This window comes from Halopseudomonas sp., from assembly GCF_036961105.1.
In the GTDB taxonomy this organism is placed as follows: Bacteria; Pseudomonadota; Gammaproteobacteria; order Pseudomonadales; family Pseudomonadaceae; genus Halopseudomonas.
Map to the genome: position 1 here is coordinate 1 of NZ_JBALWW010000021.1, position 23,307 is coordinate 23,307.

General features: G+C 61.8%; 20 protein-coding genes. 17 read left to right on the top strand and 3 right to left on the bottom strand.

Features of this window, described 5'->3' with window-relative positions:
* Positions 1-166 precede the first annotated feature (166 nt).
* Positions 167-955, bottom strand: coding sequence for a tryptophan synthase subunit alpha (gene trpA / locus V7756_RS15905; protein WP_335611182.1), 789 nt, complete (start codon positions 953-955; stop codon positions 167-169).
* The gene (trpB, locus tag V7756_RS15910) at positions 952-2,166 is read right to left on the bottom strand and encodes a tryptophan synthase subunit beta (protein WP_335611183.1); all 1,215 of its coding nucleotides are present in this window, start codon (positions 2,164-2,166) and stop codon (positions 952-954) included. The genes trpA and trpB overlap by 4 nt, the downstream gene beginning before the upstream one ends.
* Positions 2,167-2,261: 95 nt before the next feature.
* On the opposite strand from trpB, the gene V7756_RS15915 reads away from it, so the two are divergent.
* The 13 genes from V7756_RS15915 (at position 2,262) to V7756_RS15975 (ending at position 18,862) form a co-directional block, all read left to right on the top strand.
* Positions 2,262-3,158 carry a LysR family transcriptional regulator gene (locus tag V7756_RS15915; RefSeq protein WP_335611236.1) on the top strand — a complete coding sequence of 299 codons (897 nt, stop codon included), beginning with the start codon at positions 2,262-2,264 and terminating at the stop codon, positions 3,156-3,158.
* Positions 3,155-4,195 (top strand): aminopeptidase, encoded by a 1,041-nt coding sequence (locus tag V7756_RS15920; RefSeq protein ID WP_335611184.1) that lies wholly within the window; start codon positions 3,155-3,157, stop codon positions 4,193-4,195. The genes V7756_RS15915 and V7756_RS15920 overlap by 4 nt, the downstream gene beginning before the upstream one ends.
* 150 nt (positions 4,196-4,345) lie before the next feature.
* Positions 4,346-5,356, top strand: a complete 1,011-nt coding sequence (locus V7756_RS15925) for a zinc-binding alcohol dehydrogenase family protein (protein WP_335611185.1) — start codon at positions 4,346-4,348, stop codon at positions 5,354-5,356.
* Positions 5,357-6,123: 767 nt separating this feature from the next.
* Positions 6,124-6,981, top strand: a complete 858-nt coding sequence (locus tag V7756_RS15930; protein WP_335611186.1) for a DMT family transporter — start codon at positions 6,124-6,126, stop codon at positions 6,979-6,981.
* Between the two features lie 641 nt (positions 6,982-7,622).
* Positions 7,623-8,729, top strand: a complete 1,107-nt coding sequence (locus tag V7756_RS15935; RefSeq protein ID WP_335611187.1) for a DUF4238 domain-containing protein — start codon at positions 7,623-7,625, stop codon at positions 8,727-8,729.
* Between the two features lie 509 nt (positions 8,730-9,238).
* Positions 9,239-9,490, top strand: a complete 252-nt coding sequence (locus tag V7756_RS15940) for a hypothetical protein (protein WP_335611188.1) — start codon at positions 9,239-9,241, stop codon at positions 9,488-9,490.
* A 168-nt stretch (positions 9,491-9,658) separates the two neighbouring features.
* The gene (locus V7756_RS15945) at positions 9,659-10,036 is read left to right on the top strand and encodes a MerR family transcriptional regulator (protein ID WP_335611189.1); all 378 of its coding nucleotides are present in this window, start codon (positions 9,659-9,661) and stop codon (positions 10,034-10,036) included.
* Positions 10,037-10,087: 51 nt separating this feature from the next.
* Positions 10,088-11,251 carry an isovaleryl-CoA dehydrogenase gene (locus tag V7756_RS15950; RefSeq protein WP_335611190.1) on the top strand — a complete coding sequence of 388 codons (1,164 nt, stop codon included), beginning with the start codon at positions 10,088-10,090 and terminating at the stop codon, positions 11,249-11,251.
* 171 nt (positions 11,252-11,422) lie between these two features.
* On the top strand, positions 11,423-13,030 hold the full coding sequence (locus V7756_RS15955) for a carboxyl transferase domain-containing protein (RefSeq protein ID WP_335611191.1): 1,608 nt from the start codon (positions 11,423-11,425) through the stop codon (positions 13,028-13,030).
* A 215-nt stretch (positions 13,031-13,245) separates the two neighbouring features.
* On the top strand, positions 13,246-14,046 hold the full coding sequence (locus V7756_RS15960) for a gamma-carboxygeranoyl-CoA hydratase (RefSeq protein WP_335611192.1): 801 nt from the start codon (positions 13,246-13,248) through the stop codon (positions 14,044-14,046).
* 15 nt (positions 14,047-14,061) lie between these two features.
* Entirely contained in the window at positions 14,062-16,005 is a 1,944-nt protein-coding gene (locus V7756_RS15965; RefSeq protein WP_442909018.1) for an acetyl/propionyl/methylcrotonyl-CoA carboxylase subunit alpha, read from the top strand.
* Positions 16,002-16,910 carry a hydroxymethylglutaryl-CoA lyase gene (locus tag V7756_RS15970; protein WP_335611194.1) on the top strand — a complete coding sequence of 303 codons (909 nt, stop codon included), beginning with the start codon at positions 16,002-16,004 and terminating at the stop codon, positions 16,908-16,910. Before V7756_RS15965 ends, V7756_RS15970 begins: the two co-directional genes overlap by 4 nt.
* Positions 16,907-18,862 carry an acetoacetate--CoA ligase gene (locus tag V7756_RS15975; protein ID WP_335611195.1) on the top strand — a complete coding sequence of 652 codons (1,956 nt, stop codon included), beginning with the start codon at positions 16,907-16,909 and terminating at the stop codon, positions 18,860-18,862. Before V7756_RS15970 ends, V7756_RS15975 begins: the two co-directional genes overlap by 4 nt.
* Positions 18,863-18,890: 28 nt before the next feature.
* Here V7756_RS15975 and dkgB read toward each other — a convergent pair whose 3' ends face one another.
* The gene (gene dkgB / locus V7756_RS15980; protein ID WP_335611196.1) at positions 18,891-19,712 is read right to left on the bottom strand and encodes a 2,5-didehydrogluconate reductase DkgB; all 822 of its coding nucleotides are present in this window, start codon (positions 19,710-19,712) and stop codon (positions 18,891-18,893) included.
* Positions 19,713-19,904: 192 nt separating this feature from the next.
* Here dkgB and V7756_RS15985 point away from each other — a divergent pair, with 192 nt between their 5' ends.
* The 4 genes from V7756_RS15985 to V7756_RS16000 all read left to right on the top strand — a co-directional run bounded on the left by V7756_RS15985 (position 19,905) and on the right by V7756_RS16000 (position 23,276).
* Positions 19,905-20,405: a hypothetical protein gene (locus tag V7756_RS15985; RefSeq protein WP_335611197.1), complete on the top strand. Its 501-nt coding sequence runs from the start codon at positions 19,905-19,907 to the stop codon at positions 20,403-20,405.
* Positions 20,406-20,651: 246 nt separating this feature from the next.
* Positions 20,652-21,095, top strand: a complete 444-nt coding sequence (gene tspO, locus V7756_RS15990) for a tryptophan-rich sensory protein TspO (RefSeq protein WP_335611198.1) — start codon at positions 20,652-20,654, stop codon at positions 21,093-21,095.
* Positions 21,095-22,087, top strand: coding sequence for an alpha/beta hydrolase (locus tag V7756_RS15995; RefSeq protein WP_335611237.1), 993 nt, complete (start codon positions 21,095-21,097; stop codon positions 22,085-22,087). Before tspO ends, V7756_RS15995 begins: the two co-directional genes overlap by 1 nt.
* Before the next feature lie 145 nt (positions 22,088-22,232).
* Complete coding sequence (locus tag V7756_RS16000; RefSeq protein ID WP_335611199.1) at positions 22,233-23,276, top strand: NAD(P)H-dependent flavin oxidoreductase; 1,044 nt, start codon at positions 22,233-22,235, stop codon at positions 23,274-23,276.
* Positions 23,277-23,307: the final 31 nt, after the last annotated feature.

The window sequence follows — 23,307 nt, forward strand, 5'->3', positions numbered from 1 at the left end:
GGTTTCAGTAGATGTTTAGCATCTATCCCTTGGCGCATCGACGCCGTAGAAGGGAGAGGGAGGAGACCATCTCATCGGGTTACACCCGGCCAGCGATGGTGCGGCTGACGCCCTTGGTCGAGATGTAACGCGACCGCCCAGCCGGCCGCTGTCTCTGCGCTAACCCTCAGCGCTGCATGGCGGCCGCCAAACCCTGCGTCAGCGCCAGCGCAGCGGTTTCGCCGCCCTTGTGCATCGCCTCAACCAGCGCCGAGCCCACCACCACGCCATTGGCTGTACGAGCAAACGCCGCCGCCTGCTCGGGCGTACGTACGCCAAAGCCCACACAGATCGGCAGCGTGCTTTGCTGACGAATGGCAGCCAGCGCAGCATCTACCACGGCGTTGTCCGCCTGCCCCACACCGGTCACCCCATTGAGCGATACGTAGTAGAGAAAGCCGCTGGCCTGGGCCAGCACCCGGGGCAGGCGCTGGGTATCGGTGGTCGGGCTGGCCATGCGGATCATCTCGATACCCAGGTCACGCGCCATCGGGCCCAGCTCGTTGTCGTGCTCGGCCGGCAGGTCGACGATCAGCAAGCCGTCGACACCGGCGGCGTGGGCATCATTCAGAAAGGCTTCAGCGCCGTAACGGTGAATGGGGTTGTAGTAACCCATCAGCACCAGCGGCGTGGTCTGATCACCAGCGCGAAACGCGCGCACCATCTCCAGCGTCTTGCGCTGCGTCTGGCCGGCATCCAGTGCGCGCACCGCGGCCGCCTGGATGGTCGGGCCGTCGGCCATCGGGTCGCTGAAGGGCATGCCCAGCTCGATAATGTCGGCGCCCGCGCCCGGCAATTGCTGCAGCAGCGAGAGGCTGGCGTCATAGCCCGGGTCGCCGCCGCAGATGTAGGTCACCAGAGCGGCGCGATTCTGCTCGGCGCAGGTGGCAAAGCGTTGTTGCAGACGGTTGCTCATGCTTGTTCCTCCATCAGGCGCAGCACGGTGGGCATGTCCTTGTCGCCACGGCCGGACAGGCAGACCACCATCAGGTGATCACTGGGCAGGGTCGGCGCGCGGCGCGCTACTTCCGCCAGCGCGTGGGCAGTCTCCAGCGCAGGGATAATGCCTTCCATACGGCAGCAGTTGTGGAAGGCGTCGAGTGCCTCTTGGTCGGTCACGGCCACATATTCCACGCGGTTCACCTCATGCAACCAGGCGTGCTCTGGCCCGATGCCGGGGTAATCCAGGCCAGCGGAGACCGAATGCGCATCGGTAATCTGGCCATCTTCATCCTGCAGCAGATAGGTGCGGTTGCCGTGCAGTACGCCGGGTACGCCGCCCTTCAGGCTGGCCGCGTGCTTGCCGCTGTCCAGGCCGTGGCCGGCGGCTTCCACACCGACCATCTGCACCTCGGGGTAGTCGAGGAAATGATGGAACAGCCCTATGGCATTGGAGCCGCCACCGATGCAGGCCACCAGGCTGTCGGGCAGGCGGCCTTCGCGCTCCAGCATCTGGCCGTGCGTCTCGCGGCCGATGATCGCCTGAAAGTCTCGCACCAGCGTCGGATAGGGATGCGGGCCGGCCACAGTGCCAATCATGTAGAAGGTGTTGTCGACATTGGTCACCCAGTCGCGCAGCGCCTCATTCATCGCATCCTTGAGGGTGCCGGTCCCCGAGGTGACGGGCACGATCTCGGCGCCCAGCAAGCGCATGCGGGCCACGTTGTCACGCTGGCGCTCAATGTCGGTGGCGCCCATGTAGACCACACACTGCAGGCCAAAGCGCGCGCACACGGTGGCCGTGGCCACGCCGTGCATGCCGGCGCCGGTCTCGGCGATGATGCGGCTCTTGCCCATGCGCCGGGCCAGCAGGGCCTGGCCGATGCAATTGTTGATCTTGTGCGCGCCGGTGTGGTTCAGCTCTTCGCGCTTGAAGAAGATCTTCGCCCCGCCGTACTGCTCGGTCAGGCGCTCGGCGAAATACAGCGGGCTGGGCCGGCCGACAAACTCGGCGTTGAAGCGGTCCAGCTCGGCGATAAAGGCCGGCTCGCTGCGCGCAGTGTTATAAGCCTGCTCCAGCTCCAGAATCAGCGGCATCAGGGTTTCGGCAACAAAGCGCCCGCCGAACTGGCCAAACTGGCCCAGGGCGTCGGCATCGCGGCGGTATTTCTCTTGGCTAAGGGACATTTGCACCTCCAGATTGATGTCGCCACATTAGGGCAGGCGCGCGCCGAAAAAAATCGATATGATGGCCGCAACCTGTGAGAAAAAGTGACATGTCAATGGCCCGAGACCTGCCCTCGCTTAACGCCCTCAAAGCCTTTGAAGTCGCCGCCCGGCTGGAAAGTGTGAGCCAGGCGGCGGACGAACTGAGCGTGACCCACGGCGCAGTCAGCCGCCAGATACGGCAGCTCGAAGAGGAGCTGGGCGTGGCCCTGTTCGACAAACAGGGGCGCGGCATACAGCTCACCGCCGCCGGGCGACAGCTGCGTGACGCCTGCCGCGATGCCTTTGGCAGCTTGCGTGAGGTTTGCGCCAATATACGCCAGACCGAGCAGCAGGCGCCCTTTCTGCTCGCCTGCCCCGGCAGCCTGCTGGCGCGCTGGTTTATCCCACGGCTGGATCGGCTGAACCGTGAGTTGCCGGCACTTAACCTGCACCTGTCGGCCAGCGAGGGTGAGCTGGACCCTCGGCGTGCCGGCGTGAGCGCCACGCTGCTGTTCGCCGCGCCGCCCTGGCCGGCCGACATGCAGGTGTACCCACTGCGCCGCGAGCGCATTGGCCCGGTATTCAGCCCCAACTACCGTAGCGCGGCGAACTTGCAGGGCCAGCCGCCGAGCGCCCTGCTGGACGAGAGCCTGCTGCATACGCACTCGCGCACCCAGGCCTGGAGTGACTGGGCCCGGCTGCAGCAGCTCGATCCCGCACAATTATGCCAGGGCCAGGGCTTCGAGCATCTGTACTACCTGCTGGAAGCTGCGCTCTCGGGCCTGGGCGTAGCCATAGCGCCGCAGCTGCTGGTGGCCGATGACATTGCTGCCGGCCGCTTGCTGGCACCCTGGGGTTTTGTCGAGACGCAGCACCAGCTCGGCCTCTGGGTGCCGGCGCGCCAGCCGCAAGGCCCGGCGCAGCAACTGGCCGAGTGGCTGAGCGTGCAGATGCGCGAGCCAAGCGCATGAGAGCCCTCGCCTTGCTGTTGCTGATCGGACTCACCACCGGCTGCAGCTCGCTGAGCTATCTGCACCACAGCTGGCAGGGCCAGCGCGATCTGCTGGCGCGCGCCAAGCCGCTCGAGCAGGTGCTGCAGGACCCGGCCACCGACCCGCAGTTGGCCACGCGGCTGCGTCACGCGCAGCAGATCAGAGCCTTTGCCAGCGCCCATCTGCTGCTGCCGGATAACGCCAGCTACACCCGTTATGCCGACCTGCAGCGGCCCTATGCCCTGTGGAATCTGTTTGTCGCCGAGCCGCTGTCGATGGAGGCCGTGCCCCATTGTTATCCCTTCTTTGGTTGCATCGCCTACAAAGGTTACTTCGACCAGGCCAGTGCTGAGACCGCCGCCGAGCACTGGCGCGCCAAGGGCATGGAGGTGTATGTCGCCGGCATCCCCGCCTACTCGACGCTCGGCTGGTACGACGACCCGCTGCTCAACTCCATGCTGCACTGGAATGACGACTACCTCGCCGAGTTGCTGTTTCACGAGCTGGCGCATCAGCAGTACTACGTAAAGGACGACACCGCCTTCAATGAGTCCTTCGCCAGCTTCGTGGGCCAGCAGGGCCTGCGCCAATGGCGTGCCGCGCAGGGGCTGGGTGCGCTGCAAAGCGATCCGCGTGCGCTGGAGCGCGAGTTTGTGCAACTGCTGATGCAGGCGCGCGAACAGCTGGTGCAGTTGTACGCCAGTGATCTGGCCGATGCAGACAAGCTCGCCGGCAAGGCGGCGGTCTTTGCGCAGCTGCGTGATGATTATCAAGCCTGGCGCAATGCCCACTGGCAGGGCGCCGGCCCCTACGATCATTGGTTTGCTGGCGAGCTTAACAACGCTCGATTGCTGCCCTTTGGCCTTTACGATCAGTGGGTGCCGGCCTTCGCGCAGCTGTACGCGCAAAGCAGCGGCTGGGCCGACTTTTACCGCCGGGTGGCAGAACTGGGTGAGCTGGCGCCGGCCCAGCGCAGCGCGGCCTTGCGGCAGCTGCTGGCCGCGCCGCCACTCTGAGCCGCGCGCCCCGGCCGCAGCCCGCGCTACCGAATGGTTGTATTTTCACCGCCAGGCAAAACTGTTTAGCTAATACCCCGGTATTTCTGTGGTCACAGGCAGACAAGCTGTCTTGCAGCCATAACCTCTTTCCAGAATCAGGAGACGCATATGAAAGCAGTTGCCTACACCGAGGCCGGCGGCCTTGAGCGCGATAACGCGCTGATCGATATCGAACTGGACAAGCCCCAACCCGGCCCGCGCGACCTGCTGGTAAAAGTCGCGGCCATCTCGGTGAATCCGGTGGATACCAAGATCCGCAAGAAGCGCCCGGCCAGCGCCGACGAGCCGCAGGTAATCGGCTGGGACGCGGTGGGTGAGGTGGTTGAAGCCGGCGCCGAGGTGCAAGGCTTCAGCGTGGGCGATCGGGTGTTCTATGCTGGCGCCCTGGACCGTCCCGGCAGCAACGCCGAATACCAACTGGTGGACGAGCGCCTGGTCGGCATCGCCCCGACCGAACTCAGCGATGCCGAGGCGGCAGCCCTGCCACTCACGGCCATCACCGCCTGGGAGCTGTTGTTCGACCGACTCGGCGTTTCCGAGGGCGGTGGCGCCGGGCAGACGCTGCTGGTGGTTGGCGCTGCCGGCGGCGTCGGCTCGATGCTGGTGCAACTGGCGCGGCACCTCACCGACCTCACCGTGGTGGGCACCGCCTCGCGCGAAGAAAGCGTGGAATGGGCCAAGAGCCTGGGCGCACAGCATGTGATCGACCACAGCAAACCCCTGCTGGCGCAGTTGCAGGCCCTGGGCATTGAGAGCGTCGAGCTGATCGCCTCCCTCACCCACACCAAGGAGCACTACCCGCAGCACATCGAGTGCATCGCGCCGCAGGGCAAGCTGGCGGTGATCGACGACTTCGACGCGCTGGACATCACCCAACTGAAAAGCAAGAGCGCCTCCTTCCACTGGGAGTTCATGTTTGCCCGCAGTCTGTACCAGACGGCCGACATGGCCGAGCAGGGCAAGCTGCTGAACCGGGTTGCCGAGCTCATGGATGCCAGTGCGTTGCGCACCACTCTGGGGGAGCATTTTGGCACCATCAATGCGGCCAATCTGATGCGGGCGCATGCGTTGCTGGAGAGTGGTAAGTCGCGGGGCAAGTTGGTGCTGGAAGGGTTCTGAGCCCGGCCCGATAGGCTCGCACCGCCATTACCAGATTGTTCCCACGCTCCGCGTGGGAATGCAGCTCTGGACGCTCCGCGTCCATCACGTGCGCATGCTCAACCACGCAGCAGATTGGCATGATCCGCCTTTCGCCCTGATGGCGAGTCAGGGGAAATGCTTGGCCATTTCCCCCGACACCCCCTAGGCCACCCCAACTGCACGGCCCTTCGGGTTCGCTGCGTTGCTCGGTCTGGCGGGGACACTTGCAAACTCGCTTCGCTCAGACACCGCAAGCGTCTATTTCCCGCCAGCTCTGCGCTACTCGCCCGCGCAGACGGGGATTCGTAAGTCCGTGCAATGGTCATGTCCTGCGTCTGACCTACTCACGCTCAGCCCGATCGTTCCCACGCTCCAGCGTGGGAACGCAGCCTCGGACGCTCTGCGTCCATCTCACCCGCCTCAGCACAGCCACCCGCAGCTAGCAGCTTGCGCCCATCCCGCCCGACTGCTAGCCTTCCCTACGTTGCAACCACTCTTCACATGAGTCGCATGATGAACCATCACTTGAGCACCGCTGTTGTTGCCTGCGCCCCTCCCGGCGTGGTGTTCGCGTGCTCGCAGGCGGTGGTTCTGTCACCTCCAGGCGCCCCGCCGCGGGTTGCTGCTGTTGCTGCAGCGCCACCACGCGCGCGCTGAAACACCAAAACATCCTTTTTCCGTTCTTCGGCTGGTCTCCCTCTAACGGGCATTCACGCCGGGAACCTGTGTTTTGACAGGTGATTGTCATGCTATTCAAACAACTGAACTGGGCCGCTATCGGCCCGACCGTGCTCTTTGTGCTGCTCTGGAGTGCGGGCGCGATCTTCTCCAAATGGGGGCTGGAACACGCCTCGGCCTTTGCCTTTCTGCTGCTGCGCTTTGCGCTTGCCTGCGTGGCCCTGGGCCTGCTGGCGCTGTACCGTCGGCGCTGGTGGCCGCAATCCGGCACCCGCCGGCAGGTGGCGCTGGTGGGTGTGCTGATGACCGGCGGCTACACCATCTTCTACCTGCTCTCCCTCGATGCCGGCCTCACGCCGGGCGTGCTGGCGACCGTGCTGGGTGTGCAGCCGATCCTCACCTTGATGCTGCTGGAGCGGCGCGCCAGCTTGCTGCGTGTGCTTGGGTTGGTGATAGCCCTGGGCGGGCTGACGCTGGTGGTGCTCGATAGTTTGCTGGCGGCGCGCTTTACCCTGCTGGGCATTGGTCTGTCGCTGGCAGCGCTGCTGTGCATCACTCTGGGTTCGATCTTCCAGAAGGGCATTCAGCAATCGCCCATGGATGTGCTGCCGTTGCAATACGCCATCGGTCTGTTGATGTGCGCACTGGTTGCTCCCTTTCAGCCGTTCGAGGTGGGGTGGACGGTGGGCTTTGTTGTGCCGCTGCTCTACATGGGCGTGTTGATTTCAGTCGGTGCGACCCTGCTGCTGTATCGGCTGATTCGGATGGGCAATCTGGTGAATGTGACCAGTCTGTTTTATCTGATGCCGGGGTGTACGGCGTTGTTGGATTATCTGTTTTTGGGTAATCGGATGGCAGCGTTGAGTCTGTGGGGGATGGGGGCGATTGTGTTGGGGTTGGTGTTGGTGTTTCGGCAGAAGGCCTGAGCCTTCCTCTGATCGTTCCCACGCTCCGCGTGGGAATGTAGCCCCGGACGCTCCGCGTCCATCACGTGCGCATGCTCAACCACGCAGCAGGTTGGCATGATTCGTCTTTCGCCTTGATGGCGAGTCAGGGGAAATGCTTGGCCATTTCCCCCGACACCCCCTAGGCCACCCCAACTGCACGGCCCTTCGGGTTCGCTGCGTTGCTCGGTCTGGCGGGGCCCTGCGGAACTCGCTTCGCTCAGACAGTCCTCGAGCTTTTTCCCGCCCGCCCTGCGCTACTCGCCCGTGCAGAAGGGGATTGGGTCCGTGCATTCTGCTATTTGTACGCCCCCCCCTGAAGCAGCCGATACCTCTTTGCGGGCCGCAAATACCGCCAGTGGAACAAGGTTGGCAGCGCAAAAACTGTAGCAGTATGCTATCAACTACACTCTGGATAGCGCCTCACTACCACCAGCTGCGGGCTTGAATACCTAATGCATTCGATATAACACGTAGACATGAGCAGAGATAGAACATGGAAGGCATTGATATGTACGAGACGTCTTGTTAGACGTGCATCAATCCCAAAGCGTGCGATGTAGAAGCTTTCGATTTAATCAATGTTAGGCCTACCAAGCTTTGAGCTGAGTTAAAAGGAACGTATGGCGACAAACAAAAACCAGCACTATGTCCCAAGATGCTACTTGAAGGCGTTTACGTATAATTCGGAAGGTAAAGCTATTAATGTTTTTAATCTTGATAGAAGCAAATGCATACCCATGGCACCAGTTAAGAACCAATGCTCTAGAGACTATTTTTATGGGAATAATGAAAAATTAGAAAGTGCCATTCAGTTTGTCGAGCAAGCCTATGCATCTACATCAAGTGAATTGCTGGAATTCCCCCAAGCATTTAATAAAAAGCATGAGATTGTTTTAAAACGATTTTGGCTTCTTCAATACTTAAGAACCGAAGCATCGTCTAGGCGGTCAGTCGAAATGTCAAATGGCATTGGTGAGGCAGCAGGTATTAGTGCGGAAGAGTATAACCTCGGCATCAAAGAAGCCGTTCTAATAGCAATGAAAACCTATGCCGAATGTATGAGCATCATTGATGATTTAAAAGTATGCTTGGTGCTTAATAAAACAGAGTGCCCTTTCATATCTTCAGATGACCCTGCTGTTCTATCAAATAAATGGCATTTAAATGATCCGAGAACTAAATTTAAATCATTTGGTTTGAGATCGTCGGGGAATCTATTATTTCTACCCCTCAGTCCAAAGTTATTATGCCTGCTATATGATGGCGGCGTTTATAGTGTCAGCCATAAAAATGGCCTAGCGAGTATTTCAAAAAAAGATGATGTAAAGAGTTTCAATGAACATCAAATTCTAAATTGTAGGGCTAATGTTTATCTCAAAGACATAGAGCACGAAGTATTTGTTGTTGAATCTATAGCTGAATGTAGAGACAATAGACTTGTCGAAAGGCATCGAACGACCTATGCAGTTCTGGAGTCTTCAAATGGGGATTATTCACGCTATGTCGTAATTGATCCCACGGTTGCAGAAGAGCATGAAAAAGCAATAATACACTCGGAAACGATGCATTATCATCCTACATCGTGGCCTATTGTCATTAAATGGCGCAATAAAGGCACTGTATACACTAACGGAACAGGCGTAGGTTACGTAAGGAAGCATCATGCAGTCAGCGAGTTAGAGCGCTTCTATAAGGAGCCTGTAAGGCAAAATAGGCCGCGAGCCTAACAAGCGCATGTTCTCGGACTGGCTATCCGCTGCGCTCCAATCCAGCCGTAAATTCGGGCGTTAGCTACCAGTATGAAAACGAAAGACTTTAAAGCCGCTCACACAATTGACTCACTCACTGGAGAAGTAAGTCGTACTTATACGCACAAAGGAAAACAGTGTAAAGCCATCCCGCTGTCATCCAAGCTGTGCAATCAACTTGCTGGATATACACTCATAGAAAAGGACTTGAGAAGCGCACTAATCTGGCTAGATGAAATAGAAAAGCGCCACAATGAGTCTCCAAAAGACCCAAGTCATAGATTTGGGTACGGAACCAACAGAGAAAATTACACCATTATTAAAGGGCTTTTTGTTGCACTTCTAACATTTTATGGAAAGTGCTTCACAAAATGTGAGGGCCGCCCTGTTAAGCTTGAAAAGCACAACTAGACGCCAGCAACCATGAGACTCACGACGAGCTAATTACCTATCGACACAACTTTGCCGCGCATAGTGGTTCCGAAAGGGTGGAGCAAGTAGAAGTTGTACTCGTACACCCGCAAAAATTGACCTCTGAACTTCCGCTAATGATATTCATAGAACTTCAACAGCCAGATTTACTAGTCTCTGAAGATTCAGGTGCAAGTATCAGAGGAACCATAGAAAACGCGAGAGCAGTCGCAAATAAAAAAATTGAAAAACTATCAAAAAAAATCCTCAATGAGGAAGTCATACCAAACGCCAAATCACTTATTCTGGGCGAAATTGGGGTCATATGAGCATTTAATCGTGGTTTTCCACCGATTTTTACTCACTACAGATCACACTGATCGCTTCCCGCTTCCCGCTTCCCGCTTCCCGCTTCCCGCTTCCCGCTTCCCGCTTGACTCTCCAGCGTCTTCCGGCTTACCTTTACGTTAACGTAAAGCAGTCACAAAAGACGACCCATGACCCAGACCTACAGCATTTCTGACCTGGCCCGCGAGCTGGATATCACCACGCGGGCGATTCGTTTTTATGAGGAGCAGGACATGCTCTGCCCTGAGCGGCGTGGGCTGGAGCGGGTTTATAGCGCGCGGGACAAGGTCACGCTGAAGCTGATTTTGCGTGGTAAGCGCATTGGCTTTTCGCTGGCGGAGTGCAAGGAGTTGATCGAGCTGTACGACCCCTCTCACGGCAACCGCAAGCAGCTGGAAACCTTTATGGACAAGATTGCCCAGCGCCGTGCGCAGCTGGCGCAGCAGTTGCTCGATATTGAACAGATGCAGATTGAACTGGATACCGCCGAGGAGCGGTGCCGCACGGCGTTGGCGCAGACGCTCTGATCCGCTGCCAACCAAACGTCTACTGAATAAAAATAACTAGCAGGTGGAATCATGCATTATCCGTCGCTCAACTTCGGTCTTGGCGAGACCATCGAGATGCTTCGTGATCAGACGCGCAATCTGGTCAACGCCGAGCTGGCGCCGCGTGCGGCGGAGATCGACCGGGACAACCAGTTCCCGCAGGACATGTGGCGGCGCTTTGGCGACATGGGGCTGCTGGGCATTACCGTGCCGGAGGAGTATGGCGGCTCGGGGCTGGGGTATCTGGCGCATGTGGTGGCGATGGAGGAGATCAGCCGGGGTTCTGCTTCGGTGGGGCTATCTTACGGGGCGCATTCCAACCTCTGTGTGAATCAGATCAACCGCAACGGCACGCCGGAGCAGAAGGCCAAATACCTGCCCAAACTGATCAGCGGTGAGCATATCGGTGCGCTGGCGATGAGTGAGCCGAATGCGGGCTCGGATGTGGTCAGCATGAAGCTGCGCGCCGATAAGCGCGGCGATCATTACCTGCTCAACGGCAGCAAGATGTGGATCACCAACGGGCCAGACGCCAACGTCTACGTGATCTACGCCAAGACCGAGCCGGACAAGGGCGCGCACGGCATGACGGCCTTTATCGTCGAGCGCGACTGGGCCGGGTTCTCACGCAGCCCCAAGCTCGACAAGCTGGGCATGCGCGGTTCCAACACCTGCGAGCTGGTGTTCGATAACGTCGAGGTGCCGGCGGAGAACATCCTCGGGCAGTACAACGGCGGCGTGAAGGTGCTGATGAGCGGGCTGGATTATGAGCGCGTGGTGCTCTCCGGCGGCCCGACCGGCATCATGCAGAGCTGCATGGATGTGGTGGTGCCCTATATTCACGACCGCCAGCAGTTTGGCCAGAGCATCGGCGAGTTTCAGCTGATCCAGGGCAAAGTGGCGGATATGTACACCCAGCTGAACGCCAGCCGCGCCTATCTGTATGCCGTGGCGCAGGCCTGCGACCGGGGCGAAACCACCCGCAAGGACGCCGCCGGTGTCATCCTCTACACCGCCGAAGCGGCCACCCGCATGGCGCTGGATGCCATCCAGATTCTCGGCGGCAATGGTTACATCAACGATTACCCCACCGGCCGACTGTTGCGTGATGCCAAGCTGTACGAGATTGGTGCGGGCACCAGCGAGATTCGCCGCATGTTGATTGGGCGGGAGTTGTTTAATGAGACGCGGTGAAGCAGCGGCAAGCTGCAAGCTGCAAGCGGCAAGCCAACCCCGGCCACTTCACGGTTTTTACCCGACGAGAGTCCAACGCTTACCATGGTTCCGAGCCCAGAACGTTGATGCAGCTCCGAGCAGCTTGCAGCTTGTAGCTTGCGGCTTGCCGCTGCGCAGGGAGCGCGTCCGATGAGCGTCCTACAAACCCAAATCAACCCCACCTCCCCAGAATACGCTGCCAACGCCGACGCCATGCGCTCCCTGGTCACCGACCTGCAAAGCCTGCTGGCAGGCATTACCCAGGGCGGCGGCGAGAAGGCACAGGCGCGGCATCTGGCGCGGGGCAAGTTGCTGCCGCGCGAGCGGGTGGATGCGTTGCTGGATGCCGGCTCGCCCTTTCTGGAAATCGGCCAGCTGGCGGCGCATGAGGTGTATGGCGAGTCGGTCCCGGCGGCGGGCGTGATTGCCGGTATCGGTCGGGTCGAGGGCGTGGAGTGCATGATCGTCGCCAACGATGCCACGGTGAAGGGCGGCTCCTATTACCCGCTGAGCGTAAAGAAGCACCTGCGCGCGCAGACCATTGCGCAGCAGAACCGCCTGCCCTGTATTTATCTGGTGGATTCCGGCGGTGCCAACCTGCCGCGTCAGGACGAGGTGTTCCCGGACCGCGAGCATTTTGGCCGCATCTTTTTCAATCAGGCCAACATGAGCGCGCAGGGCATCCCGCAGATCGCCGTGGTGATGGGCTCCTGCACTGCCGGTGGCGCTTACGTACCGGCGATGGCGGATGAAGCCATCATGGTGCGCGAGCAGGCGACCATCTTTCTCGCCGGGCCGCCGCTGGTGAAGGCCGCCACCGGTGAGCTGGTCAGCGCCGAGGCCTTGGGCGGTGCCGATGTGCACTGCCGCACTTCGGGCGTGGCCGACCATTATGCCGAGAACGACGAGCACGCCCTGGCGCTGGCGCGGCGCAGCATCGCCAACCTGAACTGGCGCAAGCAGGGCGAGCTGAACGCCCGCGCGCCCATCGCGCCGCGTTACCCGGTGGACGAGCTGTACGGCATTGTGCCGGCTGATGCCAAGCAACCCTTCGACGTGCGCGAGGTGATCGCCCGCCTGGTGGATGACAGCGCCTTTGATGAATTCAAGGCGTTGTATGGCACCACCCTGGTCTGTGGCTTTGCGCATTTGCACGGTTATCCGGTGGCGATTCTGGCCAATAACGGCATCCTGTTTGCCGAGTCGGCGCAGAAGGGCGCGCACTTTATCGAGCTGGCCTGCCAGCGCGGCATTCCGCTGCTGTTTCTGCAGAACATCACCGGTTTCATGGTCGGCAAGAAGTACGAGGAAGGCGGCATCGCCAAGCACGGCGCCAAGCTGGTCACCGCCGTGGCCTGCGCGCGGGTGCCCAAATTCACAGTGATCATCGGCGGCAGCTTTGGCGCCGGCAATTACGGCATGTGTGGCCGCGCCTATGACCCGCGCTTTCTGTGGATGTGGCCGAACGCGCGTATTTCGGTGATGGGTGCAGAGCAAGCTGCTGGCGTGCTGGTGCAGGTCAAGCAGGAGCAGGCCGAGCGCAGCGGCGAGACCTTCAGCGCCGAGCAGGCCGACGCCCTGCGCCAGCCGATCCTCGACCAGTACGAACAACAGGGCCACCCCTACTATTCCAGCGCGCGGCTCTGGGACGACGGCGTGATCGACCCGGCGCAGACGAGGGATGTGCTGGGGTTGGCGATTTCGGCGGCCCTCAATGCGCCGATTGAAGCTACACGCTTTGGGGTGTTTCGGATGTAGTGGCGCGCAACGCGCGCCAGCTGGAAGCCTGAAGCTAGAAGCTGGAAGTAGTCCGCGCGATGCGGGGGTGTTAGGTGTTTTGGCATGCATCGCAGTTGTAAACCGACGTATAGCTCAACCGCTGCACGAGCTGCTTCCAGCTTCTAGCTTCCAGCCCGGCCGCCGCACAGAAACAAGCCGCCGTGTGAAAACCGGCTCCCATCGAGAAGAACAACATGAACAGTTACCAGACAGTCGAACTCGAGTTCACCAAAGAAGGCGTAGCCACCCTATGGCTAAACCGGCCGGAGAAAAACAACGCCTTCAACGCCCTGATGATCAGCGAGCTGCTGCAGGCGCTGGATGTGGTGGCGGCGGATGATTCGGTGCGTTTCATGCTGCTGCGCGGGCGCGGCAAGCACTTTTCCGCCGGGGCGGATCTGGAGTGGATGCGCGACTGCGCGGCGCTGGATTACAACGCCAACCTGAATGACGCCCGCGAGCTGGCGCAGCTGATGGCCAGTCTGGCGCAGCTCAAGGTGCCGACGCTGGCGGTGGTGCAGGGCGCGGCCTTTGGCGGGGCGCTGGGGCTGATCAGTTGCTGCGATATGGCGATTGGCGCGGTGGATGCGACCTTCTGCCTGTCCGAGGTACGCATAGGCCTGCTGCCAGCGGTGATCAGCCCCTACGTAGTGCAGGCCATCGGCGCCCGCGCGGCGCGGCGCTACACCCTGACTGCGGAGCGTTTCGATGGCCGTCAGGCACAGCAGCTCGGCCTGCTGGCCGAATGCTATCCGGCGGCCGAGTTGGACGAGCAATTGCAGCGCTGGATCGCGCAGCTGCTGCAGAACGGCCCGCAGGCCATGAGGGCCAGCAAGGCACTGCTGCAGGAGGTGGGCCTGGGCGCCATGAGCACGCCGCTGCGCCGCTACACCGAGGCCGCCATTGCGCGTATTCGCGTCAGCCCCGAGGGACAGGAAGGGCTCAACGCCTTCCTGCAGAAACGCGACCCGGCCTGGGTGCCGACCAAGCCCTGAGCCCTTACAACCACCATGGATATTTCTATGATCGACTCCCTGCTGATCGCCAACCGTGGCGAAATCGCCTGCCGCATCATGCGTACCGCCCGCGAGCTGGGCATCCGCACGGTGGCGGTACACAGTGACACCGACCGCAACGCCCGCCATGTGCGTGAAGCCGATACGGCGGTGAATCTGGGTGGCGCCAAACCGGCCGACAGCTACCTGCGCATCGAGGCGCTGATCACCGCCGCGCAACAGAGCGGCGCCCAGGCGGTGCATCCCGGCTACGGCTTTCTCTCGGAGAATGCCGACTTTGCCCGCGCCTGTGAGGAAGCCGGCCTGATCTTCGTCGGCCCGCCGGCCAGCGCCATCGATGCCATGGGCAGCAAATCGGCGGCCAAGGCGCTGATGCAGCAGGCCGGTGTGCCGCTGGTGCCGGGGTATCACGGTGAGGATCAGCAGCTGGATACCTTCGCCCGTGCCGCCGAGGCCGCCGGATATCCGGTGCTGCTCAAGGCCAGTGCCGGTGGCGGTGGCAAGGGCATGAAGGTGGTTGAGGCCCCGGCCGAGCTGGCCGACGCCCTGGCCTCGGCGCAGCGCGAAGCCAAGGCGGCCTTTGGCGATACGCGCATGCTGCTGGAAAAGTACGTGCTGCAGCCGCGCCACGTGGAGATTCAGGTGTTTGCCGATAGCCAGGGCAACGCGGTCTATCTGCATGAGCGCGACTGCTCGATTCAGCGCCGTTATCAGAAGGTGGTGGAAGAGGCCCCGGCGCCGGGCCTGTCGGCCGAGCTGCGCCAGCGCATGGGCGAGGCGGCAGTCAAGGCGGCGCAGGCGATTGGCTATGTGGGCGCCGGCACCGTGGAGTTTCTGCTGGATGCACGCGGCGACTTCTTCTTCATGGAGATGAATACCCGGCTTCAGGTCGAGCATCCGGTAACCGAGGCCATCACCGGACAGGATCTGGTTGCCTGGCAGCTGCGCGTGGCGGCCGGTCAGCCGCTGCCGCTGACCCAGGCGCAGATTCCGCTGCAGGGCCATGCCATCGAGGTGCGCCTCTACGCCGAAGATCCGGAGCAGGACTTTCTGCCCGCCAGCGGCCACCTGACGCTTTACCGCGAACCCGCTGCCGGCCCCGGCCGCCGGGTCGACAGCGGCGTGAGCGAAGGCGACAGCGTGTCACCCTTTTACGACCCCATGCTGGCCAAACTGATCGCTTGGGGCGAGGACCGCGAGACCTCGCGTTTGCGCCTGCTGGCCATGCTGAATGAACAACTGGTCGGTGGCCTGCGCAGCAACCTGCCCTTTCTCAAACGCGTGCTGGCGCACCCTGCCTTTGCCGCTGCCGAGCTGGATACCGGTTTTATCGCCCGGCATGCCGAGGCCTTGTTGCCGCCGCCCTCCGAGTTACCAGCCGCCTTCTGGGCGCTGGCCGGCCGTGCCTGGTTACTGACCGAGCCGACGACTGCGCGTAGCGATGATCCGCATTCGCCGTGGGCTGCCAATAACGGCCTGCGCCTCGGTTTGCCGAGCGCCCAGACACTGCACCTTTGCTGCGAGCAGGAGACCCGGCGCGCGTTGCCAGCAGAGGACGCGGTGCTGCAGGGCGAGCAACTACTATGGCAAGGCCAGCGCTACCCACTGCAGCGCCGTGGCGAACGGCTGTTTCTGGGTTGGGGTGGGCAACTGCGTGAACTGACCTGTGTTGATCCGATCAGCGCTGCGCAACGTGCGCAGGCGCCGCAGGGAGGTCTGACCGCGCCCATGAACGGCAGTATTGTGCGCGTCGCGGTGAAACCGGGCGACAAGGTGGCGGCCGGCGCCTTGCTGGTGGTGCTAGAGGCGATGAAAATGGAGCACAGTATTCGTGCCCCGTATGCGGGTGAAGTCATCGCGCTGGGTTGCGCCGAAGGTGATCTGGTTGAGGAAGGCCGGATGCTGCTCGAGCTGCAGCAAGAGGAGATTCCGGAATGACAATGCCACAACAGGTTCGCCTGGTTGAAGTCGGCCCGCGCGACGGCCTGCAGAACGAGAAACAGCCGATCAGCGTGGCCGACAAGGTACGCCTGGTCGATGACCTCAGCGCCGCCGGCTTGGGTTATATCGAAGTTGGCAGCTTTGTCTCGCCCAAGTGGGTGCCACAGATGGCCGGCTCTGCCGAGGTGTTTGCCGCCATACAGCAGCGCCCCGGCGTGACCTACGCCGCGCTGGCGCCCAACCTCAAGGGCTTTGAGGCCGCACTGGCGGCGGGCGTAAAAGAGGTCGCGGTCTTTGCTGCCGCCAGTGAGGGCTTCTCGCAGAAGAACATCAATTGCTCGATTGCCGAGAGCCTGCAGCGCTTCGAGCCGCTGATGGCGGCGGCCAAGGCCAACGGCGTGCGGGTGCGCGGCTATATCTCCTGCGTGCTGGGCTGCCCGATTGACGGTGCGGTGCCGCCGGAGCAAGTCGCGGCCATCGCTCGCGAGCTGCTCGACAGCGGCTGCTACGAGGTCTCTTTGGGCGACACCATCGGCGTGGGCACCGCCGGTGAAACCCGGCGGCTGATCGAGGTCGTCGGCCGCGATATCGACCGCAGCCTGCTGGCCGGACACTTTCACGATACCTACGGTCAGGCACTGGCCAACATCCACGCCAGCCTGCTGGAAGGCGTGGCGGTATTCGACAGCTCGGTCGCCGGGCTGGGCGGCTGCCCCTACGCCAAGGGTGCCACCGGCAATGTGGCGACCGAAGACGTGCTCTATCTGCTCAATGGCCTGGGCATTCAGACCGGCATCGATATGGCGGCGCTGGTGCAGGCCGGGCAGCATATCTGCAATGTGCTGGGCATCGATAACGGCTCGCGTGTGGCGCGCGCCCTGCTGGCGCGGGAGCAGGCATGAGTACGCCCTTGTGGTCGCCCTCAGCCGAGCGGGTGGCGGCCACGCAGATGGACGCCTTTCGCCATCTGGTCAATCAGCGGCATGGCCTGGCGCTGGCCGATTACGCGGCGCTGCACCAATGGAGTATTGATGATTCGGCGGCGTTCTGGCCGCTGCTGGCCGAGTTCTTTGCGGTCGATTTCAGCCGGCTGCCGCAGCAGGTGCTGGGTAACCCGGATGCCCTGCCCGGTGCTGAATGGTTTGCGGGCGCCGAGCTGAATTTCGCCGCGCATCTGCTGCGCCGCCGTGATGACCACCCGGCGCTGGTCGCCATCAGTGAAAACGGTGAGCGGGAGCAGCTCAGTTACGCCGAGCTGGCAGCGCGGGTGGCCGGGCTGCAACGGCATCTGCTGGCGCTGGGCGTGGCACCCGGTGACCGTGTGGCTGCGCTGATGCCCAATACCTGGCAGACGGTGGTGGGCATGCTCGCCGCCGCCAGCATCGGCGCTATCTGGTCCTCCTGCTCGCCGGATTTTGGCACCCAGGGCGTCGTCGACCGCTTCGGTCAGATCAAACCCAGGGTGCTGATCGCCTGCAGCGGCTACCGCTACGCTGGCAAGACGCTGGATATGAGCAGCAAACTGCGCGAGATACTGCCGCAGCTCGCGGGCCTGCAGCAGCTGATCCTGGTGCCCTACGGCGGCGTGCCGGTGGAGATAACGGATTTCGAATCCGTGCTGCCCAGTGTCACCTGGGGCCGCGCCTGTGCACCCGGCGGCGAACCGGTTTTCGCTGCCCTGCCCTTCAATCATCCGCTGTACATCCTCTACTCCAGCGGCACCACCGGGGTGCCCAAGTGCATAGTGCACGGCGCTGGCGGCACCCTGCTGCAGCACCTGAAGGAACACGGCCTGCATACCGATCTGCGCAATGACGATGTGCTCTTCTACTTCACCACCTGCGGCTGGATGATGTGGAACTGGCTGGTCTCCGGTCTGGCGCTGGGCGCGACCCTGGTGCTGTACGATGGCTCGCCCTTTGAGCCCTCTGCAGAGCGGCTGATCGACCTGATCGACGCAGAAAACATCAGCATTTTCGGCACCAGCGCCAAGTACCTGGCCGCGTTGGAGAAGGCCGGGGTCGAGCCCATCCGCACGCACCAACTGAGCCACCTGAAAGCCGTGCTCTCCACCGGTTCACCGCTGGCGCACGAAGGCTTTGATTACGTTTATCGCTGCTTCAAGAACGACCTCTGCCTGTCGTCGATTTCCGGCGGTACCGATATTGTCTCCTGCTTTGCTCTGGGCAACCCGACGCTGCCGGTCTGGCGGGGGGAGTTGCAGAGCAAAGGCCTGGGTATGGCGGTTGAGGTGTGGGATGACGAGGGTCAGCGGGTGAGTGACGGTAAGGGTGAGCTGGTGTGCACTCGGCCCTTCCCGTCGATGCCGCTGGGCTTCTGGCAGGACGAAGACGGCAGCCGCTACCGCGCGGCTTACTTCGAGCGCTTCCCCGGCGTCTGGGCGCACGGCGATTACGCCGAAGAAACCGCCCACGGCGGCATGCTGATCCACGGTCGCTCGGATGCCGTGCTAAACCCCGGCGGCGTGCGCATCGGCACCGCGGAGATCTATCGGCAGGTCGAGAAGGTCGAGGCGGTACTGGAATCGCTGGCCATCGGGCAGCAGTGGCAGGCTGATGTGCGGGTGGTGCTCTTTGTGCGGCTGCGCGATGGGGTTTCGCTGGATGAAGCGCTGGCAACCGAGATACGCCACGTGATCCGCAGCAACGCTACGCCGCGTCACGTCCCGGCGAAGATCATCGCCGTGGGTGATATTCCGCGTACCCGCAGTGGCAAGATTGTCGAACTGGCCGTGCGTAATGTGGTGCACGGCCAGCCGGTAAAAAACACCGACGCGCTAGCCAATCCCGAGGCGCTTGAGCTGTTTCGAGATTTACCGGCGCTGGCGGACTAGACCCAGCAGAGCCTGGTCAGCGAAAGGATTAATCCCACTCGGGGGCAAAATCCGGGTTGGCAATGCGCTCACCAGCGTCCAGTTCACGGATGAAGTTGAGGTCATCGGCGGTGAGTTTCACGCGGTCGGCCTCCAGGTTGCTCTCCAGATGCAGGCGCTTGGTGGAGGACGGAATCACCGCAATGCCCTGCAGCATCAGCCAGGCCATGACCACCTGCGGTGGCGTGGCGCCGTGCTCTTCGGCGATGCGGTCGAGGGTTGCATCCTTCATCACCTTGCCCACGGCCAGCGGCATATAGGCGGTCAGATGCAGGCCCTCTTCGCGGGCGAACTCGACCAGTTTGCGGTTCTGCAAAAAGGGGTGAATCTCCACCTGATTGGTGGCGATGTTGTCTGGGCCCACCAGTTCAAAGGCTTCGTTCAACTGATCAATAGTGAAGTTGGACACGCCGGTCAGCCGCGTCAGGCCCTGCTTGCGCGCCTTCATCAGTTCGCCCAGGTACTCCTGCATCGGCACCTTGCCGCCGGGCGAAGGCCAGTGAATCAGCGTCAGGTCCACCTGCTCCAGTTGCAGCTTGTCGAGGCTCTCGCGCAGGCTGGGGATCAGCTTGTCTTCGGTGAAGTTGTCGGTCCAGATCTTGGTGGTGACAAAGAGTTCGCTGCGCGGCACGCCGCTGTCGGCAATGGCGCGGCCCACGTCCTGTTCGTTGCCGTAGATCTGCGCGGTGTCGAGATGCCGATAACCCAGTTCCAGCGCGGTGCTGACGGCCTGGTAGGCGTCATCGCCCTTGAGTCGGAAGGTGCCCATACCGATAGGGGGAATAGGGTGCTCGACAGTCGAATTCGTCATACGGTGTTCTCCTTGCTGATGGCGTCGTCGGCGGCGCTAAGCTGTTGCGCTCGCTGGCTGAGTCAGAGCGGCGTCGCATCGGCCGATGTGGCCTTCGCGCCATTCAAGTGGTAAGCAAGAGACCGGGCTTGGCTGCAATAATTCCGCCTATTCGATATACGCACCAGCCCTTCACAGCCAGTTCTGCTGGCTGTGGTTGCAAACAATCCGCGTTATTGGCCGGCTTTTCTGATTGCCGATGTTTTTGCGACGTTGCCGGGCGGCCTTCTGAAGTGGTGTGAGCAAGATTTTGCACAGCTTGCGTCTGTTAGGATCAGTCACCCGAGCACACCCAAGGCTGAGGCTGTGCTGTTCCCACGTGATACTGTTTCAATCCTTCCAGCGGACGGAGGCATGGCTTTGATAGCAGCGCTATTTTTTGTATTTCACGCGTCTTATTTTTATGGACTTTGGTTGTTAATTGACTCTTCGGGGTTTGGCAGAACACATTTCATACTTTCGTGGAGTTGGGTTGGCGCGTTTCTGTCGCTTATCGCGGCCACCCACTTGCACGGCTATATGCGTACCCTTGGCTGTCGCTCCTGGAGTTTTGCGGTTCAAGCCTTCTGTTGCTACTTGGTGGTTCTGCTGCATTTTTCGTTCTTATTTTTCTTGTCATACATCTATGCCATGGCCAACGCTTTTTCCTTATGAAGAAGTAGCTATCCGGCGGTCTCTTTCGATGCGAATTGAACTCCTGCTGGATGCCTGTCTGTCGATCATCCATGCGCTCCTGGCGAGTGGCGTTGGAGGAGCCGGCGCACAACCGACCGGTATTGGCCTGTTGCCAGGGGGGTAAATCGCCAGGCAATGGAATTTATCGGCCTGCAAACGAGTCATTGAACAGTGGATCAAAAAACCTGTTCACCTCTGGCGGCTGACTTCAGCCAAGGATCGACCATGACTTTTTTCATATTTCTGCTGGCCTGCGGCGCGGCCGCCACCACCGGTATCATCTTCAAACCGGGGCAATGGTACGAAAACCTGGAAAAGCCCGCTTTTACGCCGCCCAACTGGGCGTTTCCGGTGGCCTGGACGCTGATCTATCTGCTGCTGGCCTGGGTTGGCCATCGGCTGGTGGCGATCCCTGGCAGCCAGGTTCTGCTGGCCCTGTGGGCCGCGCAAATTGCCCTTAACGCGCTCTGGACGCCGGTATTTTTCGGCGCGCATCGGCTGTTCGCTGCGATGCTCATCATCGCCCTGCTCTGGCTGGTGATCGCCCTGATGGCGCTGCTGGCGTTCAAGCTTGACGTGGTCAGCGGCCTGCTATTGCTGCCCTACCTCGGCTGGCTGTGCGTGGCGGCGGCGCTCAACTTCGCCATCATGCGCCGGAACAGCTGGTGATGGATGGCCAGCCGGCGTATCTGACGCGCTGGCCAGCCAGCCAGCAGGAGCTTAAACAACTTAAAGCCTTCAATCGCAAGCTGGCGCGCCTGCCGCGCCTGAAGCTGTTCAATCGCTGGGTGCTGCGCCTTACCCAGACCCTGCTGCGGGCCAGCCAGCTGGGGGGTGCGCGGCGGTTGCGCAAGCAGGGGCTCAGCGTTGAAACCCGGCTGATCAGCACGGGCGAGGTTAGGGTCCCGGTGCGTATCATCAGGCCGCCAACCCCGGCAAAAGGCGTGGTGCTGGACATTCACGGCGGTGCCTGGGTGATCGGCAACGCCCAGATGAACGACAAATTCAATAGCGCCATGGCGACAGCCTGCGATGTAACCGTGGTGTCGGTGGATTATCGGCTGGCCGTTTCAGCGCCCATTGAGGCCCTGATTGAGGATTGCCTGTGCGCCGCCCGCTGGCTGCTGGATGGCGCCAACAGCGAGTTTGCCGGCCTGCCGGTGACTCTGGTGGGTGAATCGGCTGGTGGTCACCTGGCGGTAGCCACCTTGCTGCAACTCAAGCGCTGGCCAGACTTGTTTGCGCGGGTGAAGGGCGCCCTGCTGTATTACGGTGTGTACGATCTGACGGGCACCCCGAGTGTGCGCGCAGCGCCGCCGGACACGCTGCTGCTGGACGGCCCCGGCATGGTCGAAGCCATGCGCGGGCTCACGCCCGAGTTGACTGACGAGCAACGCCGCGCGCCACCGGTGTCACCCTTGCATGGCGACTTTAAGGGCTTCCCGCCCGCCTTGATGTTTGCCGGCGAGCTGGACCCACTGTTGGATGACACCGCGTTGCTGGCCGAGCGCTGGAGTAACTACGCCGCGGTGGAGTTTCAACTGCTGCCCTCAACGCCCCACGGGGTTATTCATTTTCCTGTCGCGTTGGGCAGCGCCGTATTGGCCCACGCGCACCGTTGGATAGCGGCAACCAACGACGCCTTCTACCAGCCCGGTTGATAAGCCCCGGCAGTCCCCATCCGCGTGAGGGTTTGCCACGGCGGCAGTAAGCGGCTTGGCTTGCGGTCGCGGTATCAGCACAATGGGCGCACACCACGGCGTGCTCGCCGAGCGGCCCCCGCCCCCTGCGTTATAGGAGACTCCGATGCGTATTGAATCCCTGTTTGGCACCCGTCTGCCGATCATCCAGGCGCCCATGGCCGGCGTGCAGAACAGCGCGCTGACGCTTGCCGTATGCCATGCCGGCGGCCTGGGCTCGTTGCCCTGCGCCATGCTCAGCGCCGAGGCGCTGGTGGCCGAGCTCGAGGTGCTCAGCACTCAGGCAGAAGGCCCCTGGAATCTGAACTTCTTTGCCCATCAGAATCCGCCAGCGGATGACGCACGGGAGCAGCACTGGCGACAGGCGCTGGCACCCTTCTACGCCGAACTCGATCTCGACATCGGCAGCATCAAGGCTGGCGCTGGCCGGCGACCCTTCGATGCGCACACGCTGGAGCTGATCGCGCCCTTTCGTCCGCCGGTGGTGAGTTTCCATTTTGGTCTGCCCGAGGCGGCCATGGTCGCGCGTATCAAGGGTTGGGGCGGCAAGGTGCTGTCTACCGCCACCACCCTGGATGAAGCGCGCTGGTTGCAGGCCCATGGCGCCGATGCGGTGATCGCCCAGGGCCTGGAGGCCGGCGGGCATCGCGGGCAGTTTCTCAGCGCAGATCTGAGCTTGCAGATGGGTACCTTCGCGCTATTGCCGCAGCTGGTGGCGGCGCTGGACATTCCGGTGATCGCCGCCGGCGGTATTGCCGATGCGGCGGGCGTGGCCGCCGCCATGGCGCTGGGCGCGGCCGGCGTGCAACTGGGTACCAGTTACCTGCTGTGCCGGGAAGCCACCACCAGCGCGCTGCACCGCGCAGCGCTCAAGGGTGAAGGGGCGCAACACACCGCCATTACCAATCTGTTCTCCGGCGGACCGGCGCGCGGCATCGTCAACCGGGTGATGCATGAGTTGGGCCCGCTCAGCGCCTTGGCGCCGGCGTTCCCGCTGGCCGGCACGGCCATCACGCCGTTGCGTGCGGCGGCCGAACAGCGCGGCAGCAGCGACTTTTCGCCGCTCTGGTCGGGCCAGAACAACAGCGGTTGCCGGGAGGTGTCTGCGGCCGAGTTGACGCGTGCGCTGGTAGCACAGTTGCCCGCATAAGGGGCGAACTGGACTGCGTCGGTATCGCTTG